The 21451-nt window shown below is 64.0% G+C and carries 18 protein-coding genes, 1 tRNA gene and 1 pseudogene; 13 read left to right on the forward strand and 7 right to left on the reverse strand.

Annotated features, from left to right (window positions below; genetic code table 11):
* Window positions 1-165 precede the first annotated feature (165 nt).
* Window positions 166-259 (forward strand) — tRNA-Ser (locus tag FRZ44_RS08520).
* A gap of 73 nt (window positions 260-332) precedes the next feature.
* On the opposite strand, the gene FRZ44_RS08525 is transcribed toward FRZ44_RS08520, so the two are convergent.
* Window positions 333-1226 (reverse strand): SDR family oxidoreductase, encoded by an 894-nt coding sequence (locus tag FRZ44_RS08525; protein ID WP_151176785.1) that lies wholly within the window; start codon window positions 1224-1226, stop codon window positions 333-335.
* 133 nt (window positions 1227-1359) lie between these two features.
* Between FRZ44_RS08525 and FRZ44_RS08530 the strand changes: the two genes are divergently transcribed.
* Both FRZ44_RS08530 and FRZ44_RS08535 read left to right on the forward strand, forming a co-directional pair.
* Complete coding sequence (locus tag FRZ44_RS08530) at window positions 1360-2337, forward strand: AraC family transcriptional regulator (RefSeq protein ID WP_151176786.1); 978 nt, start codon at window positions 1360-1362, stop codon at window positions 2335-2337.
* A 159-nt stretch (window positions 2338-2496) separates the two neighbouring features.
* Window positions 2497-3129, forward strand: a complete 633-nt coding sequence (locus FRZ44_RS08535) for a DUF5666 domain-containing protein (protein WP_191908488.1) — start codon at window positions 2497-2499, stop codon at window positions 3127-3129.
* A gap of 35 nt (window positions 3130-3164) precedes the next feature.
* On the opposite strand, the gene mug is transcribed toward FRZ44_RS08535, so the two are convergent.
* A complete protein-coding gene (gene mug, locus FRZ44_RS08540) occupies window positions 3165-3689 on the reverse strand; it encodes a G/U mismatch-specific DNA glycosylase (protein WP_151176787.1) in 525 nt (174 codons plus the stop codon).
* 267 nt (window positions 3690-3956) lie between these two features.
* On the opposite strand from mug, the gene FRZ44_RS08545 reads away from it, so the two are divergent.
* Window positions 3957-4928 carry an aldo/keto reductase gene (locus tag FRZ44_RS08545; protein WP_151176788.1) on the forward strand — a complete coding sequence of 324 codons (972 nt, stop codon included), beginning with the start codon at window positions 3957-3959 and terminating at the stop codon, window positions 4926-4928.
* A 94-nt stretch (window positions 4929-5022) separates the two neighbouring features.
* Here FRZ44_RS08545 and FRZ44_RS08550 read toward each other — a convergent pair whose 3' ends face one another.
* Complete coding sequence (locus FRZ44_RS08550; protein ID WP_151176789.1) at window positions 5023-5931, reverse strand: adenylate/guanylate cyclase domain-containing protein; 909 nt, start codon at window positions 5929-5931, stop codon at window positions 5023-5025.
* A 446-nt stretch (window positions 5932-6377) separates the two neighbouring features.
* On the opposite strand from FRZ44_RS08550, the gene FRZ44_RS08555 reads away from it, so the two are divergent.
* From FRZ44_RS08555 to FRZ44_RS08565, 3 genes are all read left to right on the forward strand, one after another.
* Window positions 6378-7127, forward strand: coding sequence for a Crp/Fnr family transcriptional regulator (locus FRZ44_RS08555; RefSeq protein WP_225308604.1), 750 nt, complete (start codon window positions 6378-6380; stop codon window positions 7125-7127).
* A 148-nt stretch (window positions 7128-7275) separates the two neighbouring features.
* Complete coding sequence (locus tag FRZ44_RS08560; protein WP_151176790.1) at window positions 7276-8109, forward strand: OmpA family protein; 834 nt, start codon at window positions 7276-7278, stop codon at window positions 8107-8109.
* 292 nt (window positions 8110-8401) lie between these two features.
* On the forward strand, window positions 8402-9178 hold the full coding sequence (locus FRZ44_RS08565) for a class I SAM-dependent methyltransferase (RefSeq protein WP_151176791.1): 777 nt from the start codon (window positions 8402-8404) through the stop codon (window positions 9176-9178).
* Between the two features lie 28 nt (window positions 9179-9206).
* Here FRZ44_RS08565 and FRZ44_RS08570 read toward each other — a convergent pair whose 3' ends face one another.
* Window positions 9207-10130: a hypothetical protein gene (locus FRZ44_RS08570; protein ID WP_151176792.1), complete on the reverse strand. Its 924-nt coding sequence runs from the start codon at window positions 10128-10130 to the stop codon at window positions 9207-9209.
* A gap of 305 nt (window positions 10131-10435) precedes the next feature.
* Window positions 10436-10936 carry a DUF302 domain-containing protein gene (locus FRZ44_RS08575; RefSeq protein WP_225308605.1) on the reverse strand — a complete coding sequence of 167 codons (501 nt, stop codon included), beginning with the start codon at window positions 10934-10936 and terminating at the stop codon, window positions 10436-10438.
* Window positions 10937-11409: 473 nt separating this feature from the next.
* Here FRZ44_RS08575 and FRZ44_RS08580 point away from each other — a divergent pair, with 473 nt between their 5' ends.
* Window positions 11410-13848: a cation-translocating P-type ATPase gene (locus FRZ44_RS08580; protein ID WP_263641913.1), complete on the forward strand. Its 2439-nt coding sequence runs from the start codon at window positions 11410-11412 to the stop codon at window positions 13846-13848.
* Window positions 13849-13884: 36 nt separating this feature from the next.
* Window positions 13885-14328, forward strand: a complete 444-nt coding sequence (locus FRZ44_RS08585; protein WP_151176794.1) for a universal stress protein — start codon at window positions 13885-13887, stop codon at window positions 14326-14328.
* 213 nt (window positions 14329-14541) lie between these two features.
* Here FRZ44_RS08585 and FRZ44_RS08595 read toward each other — a convergent pair.
* Window positions 14542-14945: pseudogene (locus FRZ44_RS08595) on the reverse strand (type II secretion system protein GspD).
* A gap of 38 nt (window positions 14946-14983) precedes the next feature.
* On the opposite strand from FRZ44_RS08595, the gene FRZ44_RS08600 reads away from it, so the two are divergent.
* The 3 genes from FRZ44_RS08600 to FRZ44_RS08610 are packed head-to-tail and all read left to right on the forward strand — an operon-like array spanning window position 14984 to window position 17672.
* Window positions 14984-17071, forward strand: a complete 2088-nt coding sequence (locus tag FRZ44_RS08600) for an RHS repeat-associated core domain-containing protein (protein WP_151176796.1) — start codon at window positions 14984-14986, stop codon at window positions 17069-17071.
* Window positions 17059-17349, forward strand: coding sequence for a hypothetical protein (locus tag FRZ44_RS08605; RefSeq protein ID WP_151176797.1), 291 nt, complete (start codon window positions 17059-17061; stop codon window positions 17347-17349). The genes FRZ44_RS08600 and FRZ44_RS08605 overlap by 13 nt, the downstream gene beginning before the upstream one ends.
* A gap of 8 nt (window positions 17350-17357) precedes the next feature.
* Window positions 17358-17672, forward strand: coding sequence for a hypothetical protein (locus tag FRZ44_RS08610; protein WP_151176798.1), 315 nt, complete (start codon window positions 17358-17360; stop codon window positions 17670-17672).
* Window positions 17673-17819: 147 nt separating this feature from the next.
* Here FRZ44_RS08610 and FRZ44_RS08615 read toward each other — a convergent pair whose 3' ends face one another.
* Window positions 17820-18644: an IS5 family transposase gene (locus FRZ44_RS08615; protein ID WP_151176799.1), complete on the reverse strand. Its 825-nt coding sequence runs from the start codon at window positions 18642-18644 to the stop codon at window positions 17820-17822.
* 10 nt (window positions 18645-18654) lie between these two features.
* Between FRZ44_RS08615 and FRZ44_RS08620 the strand changes: the two genes are divergently transcribed.
* Window positions 18655-21183: an RHS repeat-associated core domain-containing protein gene (locus FRZ44_RS08620; RefSeq protein ID WP_151176800.1), complete on the forward strand. Its 2529-nt coding sequence runs from the start codon at window positions 18655-18657 to the stop codon at window positions 21181-21183.
* Window positions 21184-21451: the final 268 nt, after the last annotated feature.

A 21451-nucleotide genomic window follows, 5' to 3' on the forward strand; every position in this document is an offset into this window, starting at 1 on the left:
AGCCGGCGCCCGGCCTCCGGCCCCCCGAAACGCACGAAAACGGCCCCCAAGACCCCGGTCAGACCCGCGGAAATGCGTGGAAAAATTGACAAAGGGGAGGGGACCCCCTAAGACGGCACCGGCATACGCCGTGGCCCCTTAACCGGGGCAAACCTCTCGTCGTGCGGAGGGGTGGCCGAGTGGCTGAAGGCGGCGGTTTGCTAAACCGTTATAGGGCCCTAAAGCTCTATCGTGGGTTCGAATCCCATCCCCTCCGCCACCTTTCCCTATCCCAATCTGGTGTCGCCTCGACGTCCCCTTCTTTGAAGTTCTGATCCGCGCTCGCGGTCCGTTCAGCGCTGGAAATAGCGCGGCCGGTCGAGGTCCGAGATCAATCCGCGCTGTTTCGGCTGCCAGCCCAGCCGCTCCCGCGTTTTCTGGCTCGAGACCAGATTGTCGAGGGCCGCGAAATGCGCGAACCAGCCGAAATGGTCGGCGGCCTCCTCGGGAGTCTTGCTCAAGACCGGCAAATTGAGGCGGCGGCCGATCACGTCCGCGATCTCTCGGAACGGCACGCCTTCCTCGGCGACCCCGTGATAACGGGCGTCGGCGGCACGCTTCTCGAGCGCCAGCCTGAAGAGAGGGGCGGCATCGAGCCGATGCACCGCGGCCCAGTGATTGAGTCCTTCGCCCACATAGGCCGAGACGCCTTTCTCGCGCGCGATACCGATCAGGAGCGGGACGAAGCCGTGATCGCCCTCGCCATGGACGGAGGGCGGCAGGCGCACCACCGACACGCGCACGCCACGCGCCGCCACCGCAGCCGCCGCCTCTTCCGACGCGACCCGGGGGATCGATGCATCGGAAGGTGGCACATCGTCTTCGGTCGCGAGGCGGCCCTGCCTCAGCAGTCCGGTTCCCGAGGTGACGATCAAGGGGCGGTCGGAGCCGGCGAGCTCGGCGCCGAGGGCCTCGATGGCGCGCCGGTCGATCTCGCAGTTGGCCTTAAACTTCGAGAAGTCGTGGATGAAGGCGGTATGAATCACGCCGTCCGAAAAGGCGGCGCCACGGCGCAGGCTTTCCAGGTCTTCGAGATCGCCCCGATGCGCCTGCGCACCGGCGGCGACGAGCGCCTGGGCGGCCGCTTCGGTACGGGCCAACCCGACCACCTGATGACCCGCATCGATGAGCTCCTGAACCACGGCGGAGCCGACAAATCCCGTAGCCCCCATGACGAACACACGCATCGCGACGTCTCCTTCATTTCGTTCCATGACCGGCACCGCCTTCGCTGTCTCGTTGTCGTCGTCATAGGTGATTGAGAAGATACGATCTATGCCGTAAAGTCCGCATTATCTTCGCAATCGTCCGGGATGGCCCGTGGATCCGCTCTCCGATGTGCTGTCGCTGCTGAAACCGCGCAACCACATGTCCGCGGGTTTCGATGCGGGCGGAAGCTGGTCGATCCAGTTCACCGACCAGCAGGGAAGCATCAAATGCGGTGCGGTGGTCTCCGGCCAATGCTGGCTGTCGGTGGAGGGCGTTCCCGACGCGGTACGCCTGGAGACAGGAGACGGCTTCCTGCTGCCGAGCGGGCGGCCGTTCCGCCTCGCCGGCGATCTGACGGCGACGCCGGTCGATGCCCGCAAGATCTTCTCGAACGCGCGCGATGGCGGCATCGTCTCCTGCAACGGCGGCGGCGATTGCTTTCTCGTCAGCAGCCGCTTCGTTCTCGGCGGCAATCACGCCGGCATCCTGTTGCGGACGCTGCCGCCCATCGTCCATCTCCGGAACGAACCGGATCGGGCGGCCCTGCGCTGGTCCGTGGAGCGGATGATGCAGGAGCTGCGCGAGCCGCAGCCGGGCGGCTTCCTGGTCATCCAGCATCTCGCCCATATGATGCTGGTCCAGGCCCTGCGGCTTCATCTCTCGGAGGGGTTCAGAGGCGGCGTCGGGTGGCTCTTCGCCCTGGCGGACAAGCAGATGAGCGCGGCCATCAACGCCATGCATGAAGATCCGGCGCATCGCTGGACATTGCAGGCGCTGGCGGCGCGTGCGGGCATGTCGCGGTCGAGCTTCGCCCTGAGATTCAAGGAGACGGTCGGTGCGTCGCCCATGGATTATCTGATGCGCTGGCGCATGCTGCTGGCCGGGGACAGGCTGGCGAATTCCAGCGACCCCGTCTCCGCCATCGCTCTGTCGCTTGGCTATGAATCCGAAAGCGCCTTCAGCACCGCCTTCAAGCGGGTCATGGGCTGCTCGCCACGGCAATATGGCCGTGGCCGGAATCCGGCTTCCTCCTCCCCTGGCGAGGCGGAAGCCGCCCGCGCCGACCGGCTCGAACCGGTCGCAGGTTGACGGGCGCTGCTGGCGGTCGGCGGCAGACGGCGTCGCGTGGCTTCACAAACGCGTGGGTGAACAAAAATTTCGGCGCTCGCCATCGCCGCGGCGCCTAATCTCCCGGCAATGACGTCCTCGCGGCAATTGTGCCGGAGCCCCTTGGCGGGAGACGACCGCATGAAGCTCTCACCCTTCCGTTTCGCGTGCGCCCTTGCGGCGCCGTTGCTGCTGACGACCGCGCTGCTGGCGCTGGCGACGCTGGCGCACGCCGCGGATGCGCCGCCGGCCCGGATCCGCGGCACGATCGAGGCGGTGGCCGGCGACCAGCTGACGATCAAGAGCAATCAGGGGGAGGACCTCGCCGTGACGATGAACGCGGACACGACGGTGCGTGCCATCACGCTCGCCAGGATCGCCGACATCCAGCCGGGGCGCTATATCGGCGCCACGGCCGTGCCGCAGGCGGACGGCACGCTCAAGGCGCTCGAGGTCCATGTCTTTCCGCCGGAGATGGCCGGGGCCGGCGATGGGCATCGCCCCTGGGACCTCGCACCCAACAGCTCGATGACCAACGGCGTGGTCGGCGAGCTCGTGACCAGCAACGGCCGGATGATCACGATCAAATACAAAGGGGGAGAGCAGAAGGTGGCGATCCCCGACGACATGCCGGTGGTGAACATCGAGGCGGGCGACCGCTCGCTGCTGACGCCCGGGGTCCATGTCATGGTTTTTGCGGTCAAGAACGACGACGGGACCTTCACGGCCCGCTCGATCTCGGCGGGCAAGGATGGGATCAAGCCGCCGATGTGATGCCGGCGGGAGAGGGCCGGCACGCGTCCCGCGTTTTATGTCGGAGCTTGGTTCCGGTTTGCCGCCTGATAGAGCTCGCGGTAGGCGCCGACCAGCTGGTCCAGACTGAACGCCCGATTTCGCCCACTGGGATTGGGCAGCACCCACACCGCAGCGCCGCCGAAGGCGGCTGTCTGAGATCCCCAGGCGATGTCTCGCCGATCGGACAGGACGGAATAGGCCGCTTTACCGAGAAAAGCGACGAAGCGCGGCGCGTAACGCGTGATCTTTCGCTCGAACTTCGCGGCGGCGGCGGCGAATTCTTTCGCCGAGAGTTCCTCCGCCCGCGCCGTCGGCCGCTCGACCACCGTGGTCAGACCGCATCGATGCTGCAGGATCGTGCGGTCGTTCTCGGGAAGGATTTCCTCCGGCGTGAATCCGGACAGATGGATCACGCGCCAGAAGCGATTGCTTCTCGATACAAAATGATGCCCCGCGACCGCCGCGGTCATTCCGGGATTGATCCCGCAGAAGATCACAGCAAGGCCCTTGGCGATGATATCCGGGAGTCGATCAGCCATGACGCGCCTCACAATTCCAGCAAAGGCCAGGATAGGTCCATTGCGCTATCCGCCAGTGCGGATTGCCCCAGGCGCTCGGTAAGACGCAGGATGGCCGTACATGCCGCATCGTCATGGAGACCGGGACGAAGGCATCTTGGGTTTCCTCGCAGCGACCGATGCGTCCGTTCGCCTCGGCCAGCCGAATTGACGCGCGGAGACGGGGAATCTCGATGAACGCCGCACTGGCGGTTATGCGGCAGTAACTCTACGCAAAGGAGGGCAAGCATGGCACCCCAGGATACGCTTCGCTATACGAGAATCCCTCTTACCCATGGGTCTGGTGCGATCCCAGCCGTCGGATTCGGCACGTTGATCCCCGATCCTGTCGCGACCAGACAAGCGACCAGGACCGCCCTGGAGGTGGGATTTCGACATCTCGATTGTGCGGAACGCTACCGCAATGAAGCCGCGGTTGGCGAGGCGATGCAGGAAGCGTTCGAGGCGGGGACGATCCAGCGGCAGGATCTGTTCGTTACCACCAAGCTATGGAACACCAACCATCGTCCGGAACGGGTCAAACCGGCCTTCGAGGCGAGCCTCCGCCGGCTGCGACTGGATTATGTCGATTGCTATCTCATCCATACCCCTTTTGCCTTCCAGCCCGGTGAGGAGTTCCACCCCACGGACGAGCAGGGCCAGGTGATCTATGATTCCGGGGTGACATTGACGGAGACCTGGCGGGCGCTCGAGCGCCTCATGGAGGACGGCCGGTGCCGGTCGATCGGCTTGTCGGATATCAGCTTGGAAAAGCTGCGAGAGATCGTCGCGGTTGCGCGGATCAAGCCTGCGGTGGTGCAGGTCGAATCCCATCCTTATCTCCCCGAATGGGAGCTGCTCGACTTCTGCCGAGCGCAGGGGATCGTGCTGCAGGCGTTTGCGGCGTTGGGGCATGGCATGGAACCGAAAGTGCTGGACGATCCGGTCATCACGGCGATCGCACAGCGCGTCGGCAAGACCCCTGCCCAGGTTCTGCTGGCCTGGGCCGTACAGCGCGGCACCGCGTTCCTGACGACCTCGACCACGCCTCGCCGTATCCAGGAGAATTTCGAGATTTCGGCACTGCCCGAAGACGCCCTGCGGGAAATCCGGGACGGCATCAAGACAAGCATCCGGTTCAACGCCGTGGTGGAGACAGGCGTGCCTGGGTTCATTCCCCGGGCCCCACGAGCGGAACCGAAGGGCACGGGACCGCATTGACCTTGGCGAAAAGGCGCCGCCGAGGAACCAAGATGTTCCGGTCCCTCTCGGCCGGGAAAGACGAGATCAAACCGCCCCTGTAAATATCGGGCCGCTACGCGGTCGGCGAGGCCAGTCGCAGCCTGGCGAGGCTTGCGAACTCGCCTTCCGGATATTTCTCCAGATAGGCTTCGTAGAGCGAAGTATCGTCGCCCTCGCTCACGCTCTGCCAGAAGGCGAGCTCGATGGCAGCCTGCTCGGGGGGCTCCGCCGCTTCGGTCGATTGGAGCGCGGTCTCGCATCGGGTCCTTGCCAACCCGGCAAAGGCGCCGTCGGGATATCGCTCGAGATAGGCGTTCAGCTCCGTCGGATCGGCGCTGTCCTTCACCGTCTCCCAGAAGGCGAGTTCGACCGCGACCAGATCGACCATGGCGGGTTCGGCGGTCGGCGCGATCGCCGGCGAGATCGCGTTCGAGGGCTCGCTCGGTTCCGAGGCCCCATCGAATCGCACCCGAAAGGCGCGCACCGGCTGGGCGATGTTCTTGACGCTGTGCTCGCCCATATCCTCGAAGACGACGATGCCCTTGTTGCGCAAATGGTCGCGCACGCCTCTCGACACGCAGATCCCGCCGGGCTCGGCCATCGCCTCCAGACGGGCGGCGATATTGACGCCGTCGCCGAAGATGCCGCCATCCTTGACCATCACATCGCCGACATTGATGCCGATGCGAAAGACCATGCGCCGCTCCGGGGGCTCGTCCGCGTTCGCGGCAGCGATGGCCTGCTGGATCTTCGCGGCGCAGTCGACCGCATCGACCACGCTGGCAAACTCCGCCAGCACGCTGTCGCCCGCGGTTCCCGCGATCAGTCCGGTATGGCGCTCGATCAGATCGTCGACGATGAGGCGATGGTGGGTCAGCCTCGCCAGGGCGGCCGCCTCGTCGCGCTCCATATGCCGGCTATAGGCGACGATGTCGGCCGCCAGGATGGCGACCAGCTTTCGTTCCAGACGCGGCGTTTCCACGGAAGATCCTTCGGGTCGAAAACAGATCGCCGATGCCGGCGAGTCACGGATGGGTTGCGGGACACCCACCTGTCGCAAGAGAGTGGCGCGGTCCCGCGTGAGCTATCGCCCCTTGCACAACGGTTGACCCCCCTTCCGCGTTCCGTCTCGCGATCCCGCAGCCGCCGGGCCGCGGCACGGGCTCCCTGAGTTTGATCTGTAACGGCGGATCGTTTCCTTTAGAGTGATCGAAGCATAGATAAAGTGATTGAAGCACTTGGGCGCGCCGGCGGGTCCGAGGCCAGCGGCTGATGATTCAGCGTCGTTGTCCTGGGATGGGGGGCGCTCGCGCATCCCGCGATCGCGATCGAGAGGCCCTATGGCAGTCACGCCAGGGGTCGGCATCTTCGGGCATGGAATTGCGCCATCGAGGTTCGAGGCGCCGCCTGCCGGGGATTTTATTGAGGATGGACGTGCAAACATCGAAGATGAAGCGGAAGAGCAACGGCAAGTCTTCCGGAAATCCTGCCAAGCTTGTCCCGATCGCCAGGCCTCGCGAGGCCGCGGTGATGGCGGTGGCGCCGCCCTTCGATGCCGACGCCTTCCTGAGCTCGGTGGGGGCCGGCCGGTCCACGATCAAGTTCAAGTCGGGCAAGGGTGTCTTCCGGCAGGGTGATGCCGCCGACGCGGTCTTCTACATCCAGAAAGGCAAAGTGAAGCTGACCGTCGTGTCCCAGCAGGGGAAGGAAGGTGTCATCGCGATGCTGAGCGCCGGCGATTTCTTCGGCGAGGGATGCCTGGCCGGGCAGCCTCTCCATATCGCTTCGGCGGTGGCGATGAGCGATTCCGTGATCGCGCGGATCGAGATCGACACGATGATCCGCGTGCTTCACGACGAGCCGAAACTCTCCGAGATGTTCATGGCCTTCCTGCTCTCCCGCAACATCCAGTTCGAGGCGGATCTGGTCGACCAGCTGTTCAATTCCAGCGAGAGACGGCTGGCGCGGCTGCTTCTGCTGCTGGCCAGCTTCGGCAAGGAAGGGAAGATGGAGACGGTCATCCCGAAGATCAGCCAGGAGGTGCTGGCGGCCCGCGTGGGGACGACGCGCTCGCGGATCAACTTCTTCATGAACAAGTTCCGCAAGCTGGGCTTCATCGAATATAACGGCAGCTTGAAAGTGCACAGCTCGCTGCTGAACATCGTGGTCCATGACTGACGGCGGCACTCGGCGCGACCGGACGATGGGAAAATAATCGCCGGCACTGTCTCCTATTGCACAGCGCGGCGGGGATTCGGGGCCTAGAAAGAGGCAAGCCTGCGCCATCCGAGCGCCAGGCGCCTCCCATCATCCGAAGGATTCCCCCATGACAAAGCTCTTGAGCTCATGGCGACAGCTTGCGGCAGTCGGCAGCTTCGCCCTGCTCGCGGCTTGCGCCTCCCAACCCCATCAGCAGGCGCAGCAACCCGCTCCCCAGCCTGCACCGGTCGCCGCGGCACCGGCACCGATGGCCAACTCCCAGCCCAGCATGTATCAGGTCGATTTCCAGACCAATCGATCCAACATCAATGCCGAGGGCCAGCAGACCATTCGCGATGTCGGCAATCTCGTCGCCGGCAACAACAACGCCTGGGTGACAATCGTCGGTCGCACCGATACAGCCGGCAGTGCCAGCTACAACAGGGAGTTGTCGCAACGCCGGGCCAATGCGGTGCGCGATGCGCTGCTCGGCACGGGCAAGATCCCGACGGGTCGTGTCGAGACCGCCTGGACCGGACAGGTGAAGCAGGCCGTGGGAACGGTCGACGGCGTCTCCGAGGCTCAGAACCGCGTCGTGGACATCTATGTCCATTACACCGGGCAGCCGCAGGCGAACTACCAGCCCAGCCCCAGCACGTTCAAGATGATGCCGACAAGCACGGGACGCGTGCTGTCGACCGACAACGGCATGACGCTCTACACCTATGACAGAGACAATGTCGGCCAGTCGCAATGCTATGGCCAATGCGCCGAATATTGGCCGCCTTTCCTCGCCAATGCGTCCGCCGTGCCATCCGGCAACATGACGCTGATCTCCCGCCTCGATGGGAAGAAGCAGTGGGCGAGCAACGGAATGCCCCTCTACACCTATGTCCAGGACAGGAACCCGGGCGACGTCGAGGGCAACAACTATAACAACAACTGGCATGTGGTTCGCTGACGCCGGGCCCGACGACCGCCGCGGGGATCTCCGCGGCGATCCGACGGTTCGATCGCGCCAGGCGTGACGGGGCCAGGCAGGCCTTGAATTAACAAGAGTTGCTGCTGAAGCAACCAGAGCCCGCCACTGGTTCCCCCTCCCGGGCCGGTGGCGGGCTTTTCTATGTGTGAAGTTTCGCTGACATTCCGCTGCCAGGCTGGACCGGGCGGATTACGGTCAGCCAGAATGGGCGCGCCGGGATCGAAGAGTGCACGGTGATGCGGCACAACGGCGGTGAAGGGAAGGGGCGGGGATGGTCCTGCGGCATGGGGACGGCAGCGCCGGCGATGCCAATTACGGGGCGATCGGCGCCGATTATGCACGCTTCCGCCGGCCGGATCCCCGCATTGCCGCTCTCATCGGGGCGGCGCTGGGCGACGCGCGATCCATTCTGAATGTCTGGGCTCGCGCCGGCTCCTACGAGCCGACCGACCGGATCGTGACCGCGGTCGAGCCTTCCGCTTCCATGCGCGCGCAGCGGCCCGCTCACCTGCCGGCTGCGATCGATGCCGTCGCGGAACAGCTGCCGTTCGAAGACAGCCGTTTCGACGCCGGCATGGCGAGCTTCACGGTGCATCAGTGGCGGGATCTGGAGGCGGGCTTGCGCGAGATGCGGCGGGTCACGCGGGGACCGGTCGTCATCCTGACCTGCGACCCCGGCGAGCTCGGCCGGTTCTGGCTCGACCTCTATGCGCCGGAGGCCATTGCGATCGAAGCGGGACGCTATCCTTCGATCGAGAGAATGACGAAGGTCCTGGGCCCGCGCATCGAGGTCTCGTCGGTCCCGATTCCGTTGGACTGCATCGACGGGTTCAACGAGGCCTATTACGGCAGGCCGGAACGCCTGCTTGATCCGGCCGCGCGATTGGCCTGCTCGGCCTGGAGCTTCGTCGACGCAGCGGCGGTCTCCCGGTTCGAGCGCCACCTCAAGCAGGATCTCGACAGCGGCGCGTGGGACCGGCGGCTGGGTTATCTGCGCGCCCGGCCCGAGTTCGAGGGCTCCCTAAGGCTGGTCGTCGCGCAGCGCTGACGGCGATCGAACGCCGGCGGCTCAAGGCTTATTTGGCGGTGCCGTTGATGGCCACAGACTGGATGGCAAAGTTGCCGCCGCTATTGACCATCATGAACCCGGTGAAGGGCTTGCGGCTGCCGACGTCGGTGGCTTCGATCACGGTCTGGCCATCGAGGGCGACCGTCATTTTCCCCGACAACCCCCGCTTCCATTCGATGACATGGAGCTGGTTGTCTTCGAGGTTGATGGCGCCGGCGGAAGTCGCCAGCAGCTGGCTGCCCTGGGGCGTCACACGCGACAGGGACAGGCCGTTGGCGCCGCCGGGGAGGTAGGCGAGCTGATAGGACCGCTCGCCATTCTGTCCGGCATAGACGCCGTAGTTGAACTGGCCACGGCTCTCGCGGGAGGCCATCTCGATCCGGATGGAGAACTGGTCGGAGATCGCCACGGGAACGAGGATCGAGGCCGGCGCGTCCTGGGTCTGTTGCGTCGAGGTGGTGGTGCCATTTTGCCGGGCCAGGACGGCGGCCAGGACCGCGGCGACGATATCGGTCCCGTTGCTGGTGCTCGAGGTCGAGCTGTAGCTGCCATATTTGCGGACCCGGCTGGTCAAGGCGTTGGTGCCGCTGCTGTTGGTGGCGACACGCCAGTCTCCCGCCACGATCGTCCAGGTGGGCTTGCCGGTGAGGTTGCCGTCGCTGAAATTGTCGTAGAGCAGTCGCGTGGGCCAGCGGGCACGATCCTCATATTCGCTGGCCATCGACCGCAGATCGGCCAGGAACTCGGGATCCGCGGCCTTGTCCTGCTCGGCCTGGTCGGTCAGGGCCCGGAGATTCTTCAGCAACTCGGTCATGTCGCCGGTCTGCACCTGGCCCTGCCAGGGCGAGTAGCGGGAATCGTCGGCGAAGCCGGTCGAGACGGTGAACAGCAGCAATCCGGCCGCGGCGGTGAGGGCAAGGGCGGTTTTCATGTCGTGGCTCCTGGTTGTGGACCTCGCCATCAGGCGCCGGGGGAGGGCCGGTTCATTGCCAGATCTGCCTTTCGGGGCCGGTCCGGGACGTCGCTCGGTGGAAAGAGATCGTCCGCTGCGGTGCGCGCGCTGAATCCCAGCGCTTGAAGACCGGCGCAATGACATGCCGTGCGGGAAAATCCCGATTGGCCGACAGGGCCACAACCGGGGCTAGGGGAAGCGACCTCAATCTAGGTCATGCAACGATCGGCGCCTGTCCAATATTGAACAGGGCGGAGCGCTTCATGCTGGTCGCCGGCCGACCGTCAGGGCGTCGTAACGCTCGACGCAATCGAGGCGATGACGTCCGAGGCCATCTTGAATTGCGGGTCGCGGTCCGTGACGGCGTGGCGCTTCGCGATATAGGCGAAGTCGGTGTACTCGACCCAGACTTGTCCATTCGGGTCCTCGAACACAAGGAGCCGCACGGGCCAATCGATGCCGGCTTGCGGATTGGCGGTCATGAACTGGCCGCCCAAGGCGGGATTGCCGAACTCGAGCAGGGTGGAGGGCCGCAGATCGACGCCGGCGGCGGTCGCGAGCTTCGACTGATCGACCTCCTGGAAGAACATCAGCCCCTTGGCGGCGATGTCCTGCTTCAGGCGGCTGAGGGTCTCGCTCATCGCATAGCCGCTCTTGGCGACGACGATGCCGTTGGCCGCCGCTGCGGGCCCGTCGGCGGCCTGGGACATCGGCTGTGCGGCACAGCCCAGCAGCCCGAAGGCCAGAATCGCAGCCGATAGATATCCGATGGGGCGGGTGAACATGGTGACTCCGTCTCGTCTTGGGGAACCCCGCATCCGACGGGGCCTTCGACGGTCATCATGACGCGAGGGCGGCCGGCAGCGGAAATGCCGACAACCTATGATGTCGATGCGCAGGCGCTATCGCGCGCTGAGAACCGGTGGCGCGCCTGCGTCTGATTCTCATCCAGACAAAGATGTCGGGGAGAATGCCTCGCTTGCCTCGGCGCCTTCGGCTAACCTTTGCCGATAAGAATGAGTTTGACGATCGACGCCGTTTGCCACCGCTCGCGTACCCCTGACTCTCCTGAGCGGCGGCAGTATCGCGGTTCGATCCACGGCCGGGGAAGGGACATTCGGGCTCATGGTCGACGTCGTGCCTACTGCCGGCGTTGCTCCGTCTCAAATCGCTCGCCACTGAGAGCGGCCCGTCTGCCATGCCCAATCGCGCCATCCCTGCTGATCGCCTCGGCAACCTGCGGGGATCCGACCAGGGCTTGACCGCGGCCGACATTTCGGCACGCCGCGGCCTGTACGGCTTCAACGACATCGTCGAAACCCCGCCCGCGAGCTGGCGCGATTTGGCCCGCGACACCGCGCGCGATCCGATGATCTGGTTTCTCCTGGGGACCAGCCTGCTGTTCGGCATTCTGGGCGAACTCGTCGAAGCAGCGATCCTGCTCGGCGCTCTGGTGCCGCTCGTCGGGATGGACGCCTATCTCCACCGTCGTACCCAAGCCTCGACCCAAGGGTTGAGCAGCCGCCTTGCCGCCCGCGCCACGGCAATGCGCGACGGCGTCGCCGTGGAGATTCCGGCCCGGGAGCTCGTTCCCGGCGATCTGGCCCTGCTGGGTCCCGGGGAGCTCTTCCCGGCCGACGGTCTCGTCGTCGCGGGTGCGGAGATTCAGGTCGACGAATCCGCTCTCACCGGCGAAGCCTATCCGGTCCGAAAGCAGCCGATCGACTGGCAAGCGGCAACCGGCGGCAGAGCCGGAGAAGCGCATTGGGCCTTCGCGGGGACAAGGCTGCTCACCGGTCATGCGCAATTGCGCGTGACCCATATCGGCGGCGAAACGCTCTATGGCGAGATCGTGCGTTCGGCGCTATCCGGCGCGCATGCCAAGACCCCCTTGCAGACGGCCGTGGGCGGGCTGGTGGCGATCCTGCTGGTGGCGGCCCTCATCATGTGCGTCGTGCTCGCGGCGATCAGACTCCTTCAGGGTCACGGGCTCGTCGACGCCTTCCTCAGCGCCGTGACTTTGGCCGTCGCGGCATTGCCGGAAGAATTTCCGGTGGTGTTTACATTCTTTCTGGGCGTGGGCGTCTATCGCCTCGCCCGGCGGCAGGCCCTGGTGCGCCGGGCCGTCGCCGTCGAGAATATCGGCCGCGTCACTTGCATATGTTCGGACAAGACCGGCACCTTGACCGAGGGGCGCCTGGTCCTGGCGCATCAAGAGGCGGCTCCGGGGTGCGCGGCGGACGGCCTGGTGAAGCTGGCGGCGCTGGCGGCCCGCGCCGACAGCGGAGATCCGCTCGACATCGCCCTCGTCGAAGCCGCGAGCCCTCCGGAAGCCGAGCGCCTGGCGACATTTCCCTTCACCGAAGACCGGCGCCGGGAAACGGTCATCGTTCGCCTGCCCGATGGGCGGTGCCACGCCGTGATGAAGGGCGCTCCCGAAACGGTGCTCGGCATGTGCTCCCTGGCCGGAGCCGAGGGGGAATCGTGGCGCGGGAAGGTCGCCGGATTCGCTTCGAGCGGCCATAAGGTGATCGCCTGCGCCGATCTGATCCTGGACGAAGGGCGGTGGCAGGGCGGGGAACCCGATCGCGGATACTCGTTCCAAGGTCTGCTCGCCTTCGAGGACCAGGTGCGCGCAGGCGTGAAGGAGGCGATCCAGGCCTGCCGCGCCGCCGGCATTCGCGTGATCATGGTCACGGGCGATCACCCGGCCACGGCCGAGGCGATCGCACGCGAGATCGGCCTGGGCGGCGCTGCGCCCGTCGTCCTGACGGGGCAGGAGATGCAGGACGGCGCCGGCCCAGCCGAAACCGCCCGGTGGGACCATGCGGACGTGCTCGCGCGCGTCGTTCCCTCGCAGAAGCTCGAGCTCGTGCGGGCCCTGCAGGCCCGTGGCGAGATCGTCGCGGTCACGGGCGACGGCGTGAACGACGTTCCGGCACTGCAGGCTGCGGATATCGGCATCGCGATGGGCGAACGGGGAACGCGCAGCGCCCGCGAGGTCGCCGCGATCGTCCTGATGGACGACAATTTTCGCACCATCGTTCGGGCCATCGCCGAGGGCCGCCAGCTCTTCCGGAACCTGCAGTTGAGCTTCGCCTACCTGCTGATGGTGCATATTCCGCTCATCCTCAGCGCCGCGATCATCCCGCTCGCCGGCTATCCGCTGCTCTATCTCCCCATCCATATCGTCTGGCTCGAGCTGATCATTCACCCGACCGCCCTCCTGGTCTTCCAGGAACTGCCGACATCGGCGGAGCTGATGCCGGTGGAGCGGGGCGGGCGGCCCCGGTTCTTCGGCCGCGGATCCTGGCTCGCGATCGGCACCGTCGGCGCGATGATCACCATCGTCGTTGTCCTGGGATATCATTTCGCGCTGGGGGCGGGTGGCGACGTCGAGCATGCCCGCGCGATGGCGCTGGTCGCGCTGGTCGTGGCGGGCGCCATTGTCACGGCAACATTGAGCGCGTTGAGCGGCTGGACCGCCCGCATCGTGGTCCTTGCCAGTCTCGCCAGCCTTCTTCTCTTCGTGCAGACGCCGGCGCTCGCACCGCTCGTGCATCTGCGACCCCTGCATCTCCTGGATTGGGGCCTTGCCATCGCGGGCGGCCTCGCCGCCGGGCTCGTCTCGCTCCTGGTCGGCTTTCTGATCCGCCATCCGGGCGGCGGGCTGGCGACGCCGACCCAATTCCGTTGAGAGCCGATCTGTCCTTCGAATCCAACGAGGCTTGTCATGTTCAAATCGATTCTCGTGCCTATCGACATCGCCCATCGCAGCAGCTGGCAGTTCGCCCTGCCTCAGGCGATCGAGCTTGCCAGAGCGGGCGGGGGGGCGCTGACGGTCATGACCGTGGTGCGCGACGTGAAGGCCATGCTCGAGGGGGTGCATCTGGGCTATCAGCTCGAGATGATGGTGACCGACGCCAAGGGCAGGCTGGCGGAGATTGTGGCCTCCCACCGCGCCGAGGGCCAGGCCATGGAAGAAGTCGTTCGACTGGGCAGCATCGGGCACGAGATTCTCGATGCCGCGCGCGAATGCGGCGCCGATTTGATCGTGATGGCATCGCACCGGCCCGAGATGCGCGACTACCTGATCGGCCCGAATGCCGCTCACGTCGCCCAGCATGCGAGCTGCTCGGTGCTGGTTCTCCGGCGCTTCGAGCCTTCGCCGGCCTAGCGCGGGCCCGGCGTCGCTAGGCCAGCCCGAAGGTCTGCAGCAGCAGCCAGAGATTGGCCGCCGTGATGCCGGCGAACAGGAGCCAGGCGGTTGCGGCCATCGGGCGCTGCGCTTGTTGAGGGCTCCGCACCCATGGCCGTTGCCCCAACCGCCCAGATGGGCTCAACTCACAGCGAGACTCTACCAATCGCTGGATGAGAAACGGGGCTCACGTTACAGCCTACGTCGCAGTTTTTCTGTGATCTCTCGAGAATCCTCCGGATTGCGCACGACGCGCGGCGTCAACAGGATCAGAAGCTCGGTGCAATCTGACGTTTTAGACGTCGTATTGAACAGATTGCCGCGATAAGGAATGTTGGACAGAAGCGGAATTCCGGTCTCTCCGTCGGTCCTGCTGTCGCGGTTGAGCTCTCCAAGGCGATAGTCTGGCCGCCTTGGGCCGCGACCGTGCTTCCGATCCGCCGCTGACGTATCCTGGGCGACTTCAGGGTCGATGAGGTCGTTTCGACCGCATCGCTCACCTCCTGCGCGATATCAAGGACGACGAGCCCGCCAGCATTAACGCGCGGGATCACATCGAGGACGACACCGGTGTCCCGGAACTCGATCGAGTTCACGATCGGCGCGTCGGGATCGATGGTCGAGACGGCCGACAGTGTCGACCGACGCCAAGGGCCAGGTCACCAAATTCACCTACGACGCGCTGGGGCGGGTGCTGACCAAGACCTCGCTCTTTGGCACGCCCCAGGCGGCGACCACCACCAACACTTACGACGAGGCGCGCGCCACCTTCTTCAATGTGGGCTACATCACCACCGCCGCCAATGCGGCGGCGACCCTCCGCTACAACTACGACCAGGCCGGCCATCTGAAGAGCCAGGATTACGTGATTGCCAGCACGACCTACACGATCACCAACGGCTTCGACGCCGGGGACCGGCTGCTCTGGCGGCAATATCCGGACGGCGACAGCGTCGGCTCGGCGGGCAGCCCCTTCCTCTACGATTCCGCCGGGCGCCTCAAATCCATCCCCGGCGTCATCACCGACACGGCCTATAACGCGCTGGGCCAGGTTACGACCCTGACCCGCGCCAACGGGGTGACGACGACCTATGGCTACCAGGCCTCCCGCCGATGGCTCACCGACATCGATACGCTTGCCGGCGCCACCGTGTTGCAGGACATCAACTACGGCCATGACGCGGCCGGCCGCATCACCGGCACCACCTCGAGCATCACGGGCGAGAGCTGGACCTACGGCTATGACGACATGGACCGGCTGCTGAGCGCCGACAATGTCAACAACAACGCGCTCGACCAGAGCTTCACCTACGACACCGTCGGCAATCTCTCCACGAACTCCTTGATCGGGACCTATACTTACCCGGCGACAGGATCGCCGAGACCCCATGCCGTGACGGCGACGCCGCTGGGCTCCTATGGCTACGACGCCAATGGCAGCATGACCACGGCCGCGGGCGACACGCTCGCCTACGACGGCGAGAACCGTCTGGTCTCGGTCAACGGCGTTCAGTTCGTCTATGGCCCCGACGGGGCGCGGCTGAAGAAGATCGCCGGCGCCACCACCACGATCTGTCTGGGCGCCGACATCGAGATCGTCGGCACGACCGAGACCAAGTATCTGCCGGGCGGCGCGAGACGCGTCGGCCTCAGCACCACCACCTGGGTCCATCGTGACAACCTGACTTCGTTCCGTGTCGAGAGTGACGGCACCGGCGCCGTCGCCTGGCGTGCCAATTATCGGCCCTATGGCGAGCGGCTTGTCACTGTCGCCGGTGTCACCGAGAGCAAGGGCTTCATCGGCGAACGCCATGACGACGAGACGGGGCTGCTCTATCTCAATGCCCGCTACTACGACCCCGTGCTGGCCCGCTTCATCCAGGCCGACCCATCGGACCCCAGCCAGCCTGGTGTCGGGCCCAATCGCTATACCTATGCCGGTGGCAATCCGATCGGTGCGCTGGATCCTTCGGGGCTCGTCGGCGTGCCATTGCCTTCTCAGAACTTCGTCTACCCGGCCGGCGGGCCGCGTGTGCAGATCGAGGTTAATATCCCTGCTCTCAGTATTGGACCTTACATTCCTTACAATAGTGGATGGGGCTATCTCGAGCCGGCGCTGAATGTGGCTCAGTTCGCGCTGCAGCCCTATATCGATGTCTACGAGAATTTTTTCGTAGGTCCTTTCCAAACCGCCCTGACCACGTTTCTAGAATCGCCACTGGGTGATTTGGGTCTCTATGCTTCGCTTCAGGGTATGGGCCCTCCTGGCACGATCATCGGGGGACTCGGTGAGGTTGGAGTGAGCGGGCTGCGCACACTCGCTGGGATCGGCAAGACCGGCACCGCTCTTCCCGCAGAGAGCACAGCGGTTCGCGGACTTACCGGCGAGTTCTACAGCGTGGCATTTGAGACGAAGCTCAGCCCGACGTCATATCCGGGCGTTTCGCGGGGTGCGCATTTCCAAGAAGCAAACGAATCTCTTTTGAAGGCGATGGAATGGGACCCGGATTTTACTCTGGACATGCAAAGTTTGGGGGTTAACCTTGAAAGGACGCCGATGGGACTCGCTCCACGAACCTCGCCCGCTGGCTTTACATGGCACCACGCACCAGAGCCCGGCGTGATGCAACTCGTGCCAAGATCACAACACGCGCCAGGGTCCATCTTCCAGGATGCCCTGCACCCGGATGGCAGAGGGGGTTATTCTATATGGGGCGAGTAGTTAGGCTGGCCGAAATAGTCGAGCGGCTGTCTGAATTTGACGGCAATGATACCATCTATGCTTTAGAGCCTTGGACGGAAGATTCAGATGCGATTGTTGCGCCTGAACCGAAGTCGGGTGGGTTGCCACCAGAGGCAGCCGAAGCTGGCATGAAATACTTTCTTGAGATAAGCATTGCGAGCGATTTTGTGGAGGACTGGATTACCTCCCTGAAAGAGAAGCCTAGCTCATCGGCAGTCTGCCAAAGGCTTATCCAGTATGCCATCAATGATGCCTAGGAAGCGAGATGGCCACAAATCCTCGCTATGATGGAAAGCCATTGCTCAGGTTACTTGAACTCTATGTGCTTTGGGTGATCGGAGAGCTTTCTCAAGATGACCAGGTTAAATTGAACGCAATAGCTCCCAAGCTGCAAACCATTTACGGTGGTGCGGGTCAATGGCACGAAGCAATCGCTGCCGCTGCCCGGATGCCCTCGGAAATGCCGGACGTCATCCGGGATATGTGGGCGAGAAACCTTGAAATCGCTCGCGCTAATGGAGTGACGCTCCTTCCCCAGAAATTTGCTGAGATGTTTGTGGACGAAAATCTCGCAGCGTGACCCGTGCCAATGGGATGACGACAATCCACGACTACCAAGCCTATTGCCGAGGACTCATCTCTGTCCAGTCAGGGATCGGTAGGGGGCGTTTTTTCGAATTATTTCGGCCCCAACCCTCAGAGTCTGACTCATAAAGCGGTGGGCTCTTCAAGGTCTCGCCAAACGTCGTGTGAGACGGCGGATATGGGAGACGAGGATCCAGGCGACGGCGCTGTCGATCGTGGCTTCGAAGTCCTTGGCGAGGCGCCGACATCGGCCGAGCCAGGCGAAGGTGCGTTCGACCACCCATCGGCGAGGCAGCAACTCGAAGCCCTTGGCGGCGTCGGAGCGCTTGATGATTTCGAAGGTCCATTGACCAAGCGCGACCATGGCGTCGCGCAGCTTGTCGCCACCATAGGCGCCATCGGCGAACACATGGCGCAGCCACGGGTAGAGAGAGCGGATCGACGCCAGCAGGTCGGGCGCGCCATCGCGATCCTGGATATCGGCGGCGTGAACCTGCACCCCAACCAGGCAGCCCTCGGTATCGGTGACGATATGGCGCTTGCGGCCTTTGATCTTCTTAGCGGCATCGAAGCCTCGCGGCCCGCCACACTCGGTGGTCTTCACAGACTGGCTGTCGATCACCCCCGCCGTGGGGCTGGCCTCGCGCCCGACCCTCTCGCGCAGGGCCATGACCAGCAGGTGGTTGATCTGCGCCAGCAAGCCCCTGTGCGACCAGGCGTAGAAGTAGCCCTGCACCGTCGAGTAGGGCGGAAACTCCTTGGGGATCGCGCGCCATTGGCAGCCGGTCGAAGCCATGTACAGGATCGCCTCCACCACCGAGCGCAGATCCGTCGTTCTTGGCCGCCCCCGTTTGGAAGCCATCGGCATCAAGGGCGCGATCAACGCCCATTCCGCATCCGTCAGGTCGCTTGCGTATCGCAAGGCCTCGCGCCGATAGTGGGGTCGGGTGGTTTCAGTCCAGGCCATCGTGATCTCCTTGGAGCTTCGCAACCCCAACGGAACCACAACCATTAGCAGCACGGATCCGTTCTATGTCGGTGGGGCCACTCAGACCACGGCCTGGTGCTATGACGCGCTGAATCGAAAGATCGAGCGCGATCACCCGGACGGCAACGACCTCACGGAAACCTACCGGATCTCGAACCTGACGGGCGCCTTCGAGAAATGGATCGTCACCGACGAGCTGGGGCGCCTCATCTCCACCCATCTCGACGCCTATGGCCGCGTCGTGCGCGAGAGCCGCACGCTGGGCGCCGCCACCATCTCGACCTCCTACCAGTACGACCTGCTGGGCCGCATGACCGGCGTTACCGACAATGCGGGCAATCACTGGACCTACAGCTACGATTCCCTGGGCCGCAAGACGGCGACCTCTGACCCCGATCTCGGCAGTTGGGCCTATCAGTACGACAATGCCGGCCGGCTGACACAGTCGACCGATGCCAAGGGCCAGGTCACCAAGTTCACCTATGACGCGCTGGGGCGGGTGTTGACCAAGACCTCGCTCTTCGGCACGCCCCAGGCGGCGACCACCACCAACACCTATGACGAGGCCCGCGCCACCTTCTTCAACGTGGGCCAGATCACCACGGCCGCCAACGCGGCGGCGACCCTCCGCTACAATTACGACCAGGCCGGCCATCTGAAGAGCCAAGACTATGTCATCGCCAGCTCGACCTACACGATCGCCAACGGCTTCGACGCCGGCGACCGGCTGCTCTGGCGGCAATATCCGGACGGCGACAGCGTCGGTTCGGCGGTCAATCCCTTCGTCTATGATTCCGCCGGCCGCCTCAAATCCATCCCCGGGGTCGTCACCGACACGGCCTACAACGCGCTGGGCCAGGTCACGACGCTGACCCGTGCCAACGGGGTGACGACGACCTACGGCTACCAGGCCTCCCGCAAATGGCTCACCGATATCGACACGCTTTCCGGCGCCACCGTGCTGCAGGACCTCAATTACGGCCATGACGCGGCCGGCCGCATCACCGGCACCACCTCGAGTATCACGGGCGAGAGCTGGACCTACGGCTATGACGACATGGACCGGCTGCTGAGCGCCGACAATGTCGACAACAACGCCCTCGATCAGACCTTTACCTACGATACCGTCGGCAATCTCTCCACGAATTCCCTGATCGGGACTTATACCTATCCGGCAACTGGGTCTCCCCGGCCGCATGCCGTGACCGCGACGCCGCTGGGCTCCTACGGCTACGACGCCAATGGCAGCATGACCACGGCCCCGGGCGACACGCTCGCCTATGACGGCGAGAACCGCCTCGTCTCGGTCAACAGCGTCCAGTTCGTCTATGGCCCCGACGGGGCGCGGCTGAAGAAGATCGTCGGCGCCACCACGACGATCTATCTAGGCGCCGATATCGAGATCGTCGGTGCAACCATGACGAAGTATCTGCCCGGCGACGCGAGGCGCGTCGGCCTCGGCACCACCACCTGGGTCAGCCGCGACAATCTGAGCTCGTTCCGGGTCGAGAGCGACAATACGGGCACCGTCGCCTGGCGTGCCAACTACCGGCCCTATGGCGAGCGGCTGATCACCGTCGCCGGCGTCACCGAGAGCAAGGGCTTCATCGGCGAGCGCCACGACGACGAGACGGGCCTCCTCTATCTCAACGCCCGCTATTACGACCCGGTCCTGGCTCGCTTCATTCAGGCTGACCCGTCCGATCCCAATCAGCCCGGCGTCGGACCCAATCGATACTCTTATGCCGATGGCAATCCAGTTGGCGCAATCGACCCGTCGGGATTAATCGCCGTGCCGATGCAGGCTTCTAACGTAGTCAACTTCCCCGGCGGGATATGGACAACCGTCGGAACAAACATCATTACGCCTAGCTTCGACGAGTTCATGAGCTGGACTACCCCTTCTGAGCCCTTGGGCTGGCAGATTCTCAGTTCCATGCCGACGCCTATGGAAGCCCTGTTTGGCTTAACGGGTAGAGAAGTAGGGTTTCAAGGGTTCCGTACGTCGCTGCACTATGACGTTCTACCGCTCGTCGCAGTCAGCATGGAACTCTCATCATTTTTCCTTGGTGGCCCAGAAGGAGAAGTTGGCAACTTCGCGGGCGGAGCTCTCTTTGCCGCAGAGAGAGCAACAGGAGCATTTCGTCCCGGCATTCTGCTCGATGGAGGCTTGGGAATTTTTGCCGAGCGCCAGCTAAGCGTAACACAAAAGGGTCTTGATCTGGTTCGCAACCACCTCGCACAATTTGGAGATGTTCCGGCAAATTCGGCGATGCTACAGCGATTAGAAAGTGCTATGGCAGCAGGGCAACAGATTTCTGGTGCCGACGCAATTTTTTACACCCACGAAGCTGCCGAGGCCACCAAAATGGCGCAAGGCCTATCTTATGGTGCAGCTCATGCTGCGTCATTGGAGAAATACGGTGTCTCCCCTTACAGTGTTTATCACCCGGATGTCATCAGCTCTATGCCGGAGTACTTCAACTCTAACTGGTGCAGATTTTGGGGAATTGAATAATGGCTCTTCTGGAATTTGACAACAGGCGCGGGTGGAGGGCCAGGGTGTGGCTTGATGAGCTACCGACTACTGCGCTTTTGTCTAACGATACAGTTCGTGAAATACACGTTTTCGAGTGTGGATCGGCAGTCGCATCAAGAAAATCGGTAGCGGTCGAAGTATTTCAACCATTTGGCGCCTCGTTCCACTACGGTTTGCTTGGAGGAGAGTACCGACCTATTCAAAGAAGGGCGCTAGAAGTCATTATCCCGACTGATACGCCGTCCAC

This window comes from Hypericibacter terrae, from assembly GCF_008728855.1.
Taxonomy (GTDB): Bacteria; Pseudomonadota; Alphaproteobacteria; order Dongiales; family Dongiaceae; genus Hypericibacter; species Hypericibacter terrae.

Bases quoted from the DNA above. Each gene is read 5' to 3' on its own strand.
- FRZ44_RS08525 (WP_151176785.1), bottom strand. From the start codon at position 1,226: ATGCGTGTGTTCGTCATGGGGGCTACGGGATTTGTCGGCTCCGCCGTG.
- FRZ44_RS08535 (WP_191908488.1), top strand. From the start codon at position 2,497: ATGAAGCTCTCACCCTTCCGTTTCGCGTGCGCCCTTGCGGCGCCGTTG.
- mug (WP_151176787.1), bottom strand. From the start codon at position 3,689: ATGGCTGATCGACTCCCGGATATCATCGCCAAGGGCCTTGCTGTGATC.
- FRZ44_RS08545 (WP_151176788.1), top strand. From the start codon at position 3,957: ATGGCACCCCAGGATACGCTTCGCTATACGAGAATCCCTCTTACCCAT.
- FRZ44_RS08555 (WP_225308604.1), top strand. From the start codon at position 6,378: ATGGACGTGCAAACATCGAAGATGAAGCGGAAGAGCAACGGCAAGTCT.
- FRZ44_RS08560 (WP_151176790.1), top strand. From the start codon at position 7,276: ATGACAAAGCTCTTGAGCTCATGGCGACAGCTTGCGGCAGTCGGCAGC.
- FRZ44_RS08565 (WP_151176791.1), top strand. From the start codon at position 8,402: ATGGTCCTGCGGCATGGGGACGGCAGCGCCGGCGATGCCAATTACGGG.
- FRZ44_RS08570 (WP_151176792.1), bottom strand. From the start codon at position 10,130: ATGAAAACCGCCCTTGCCCTCACCGCCGCGGCCGGATTGCTGCTGTTC.
- FRZ44_RS08575 (WP_225308605.1), bottom strand. From the start codon at position 10,936: ATGTTCACCCGCCCCATCGGATATCTATCGGCTGCGATTCTGGCCTTC.
- FRZ44_RS08585 (WP_151176794.1), top strand. From the start codon at position 13,885: ATGTTCAAATCGATTCTCGTGCCTATCGACATCGCCCATCGCAGCAGC.
- FRZ44_RS08605 (WP_151176797.1), top strand. From the start codon at position 17,059: ATGGGGCGAGTAGTTAGGCTGGCCGAAATAGTCGAGCGGCTGTCTGAA.
- FRZ44_RS08610 (WP_151176798.1), top strand. From the start codon at position 17,358: ATGGCCACAAATCCTCGCTATGATGGAAAGCCATTGCTCAGGTTACTT.
- FRZ44_RS08615 (WP_151176799.1), bottom strand. From the start codon at position 18,644: ATGGCCTGGACTGAAACCACCCGACCCCACTATCGGCGCGAGGCCTTG.